The organism is Ensifer sp. Root954, from assembly GCF_001429005.1.
Lineage (GTDB): Bacteria > Pseudomonadota > Alphaproteobacteria > Rhizobiales > Rhizobiaceae > Ensifer > Ensifer adhaerens.
In genome coordinates, this window is record NZ_LMJM01000022.1 from 119626 (window position 1) to 119902 (window position 277).

The following is a 277-nucleotide window of genomic DNA, read 5'->3' on the forward strand; positions in this document are numbered from 1 at the left end:
ACGCTTCTGGCCGTTGCCGAGATCGACGATCTCCTTCGGCTCGCCGAAATAGACGCCACCGGTCAATTCGCGCACGATCAGGATGTCTAGGCCTTCGACCAGTTCCGGTTTGAGCGACGAGGCGGCGGAAAGCGCCGGGTAGCAGATCGCCGGGCGCAGGTTGGCGAAGAGCTCGAGATCCTTGCGCAGGCGCAGCAGACCGGCTTCCGGGCGAACCTCGTAGGGCACCGCATCCCACTTCGGACCGCCGACGGCGCCGAACAGCACCGCATCGGCG

Annotated in this window: 1 protein-coding gene; it reads right to left on the minus strand. The window is 66.1% G+C overall.

The window, feature by feature from the left end:
- Nucleotides 1-277 (minus strand): isocitrate/isopropylmalate family dehydrogenase (locus ASE71_RS12635; RefSeq protein WP_244497366.1); only part of this gene is annotated, 277 nt, incomplete at both ends.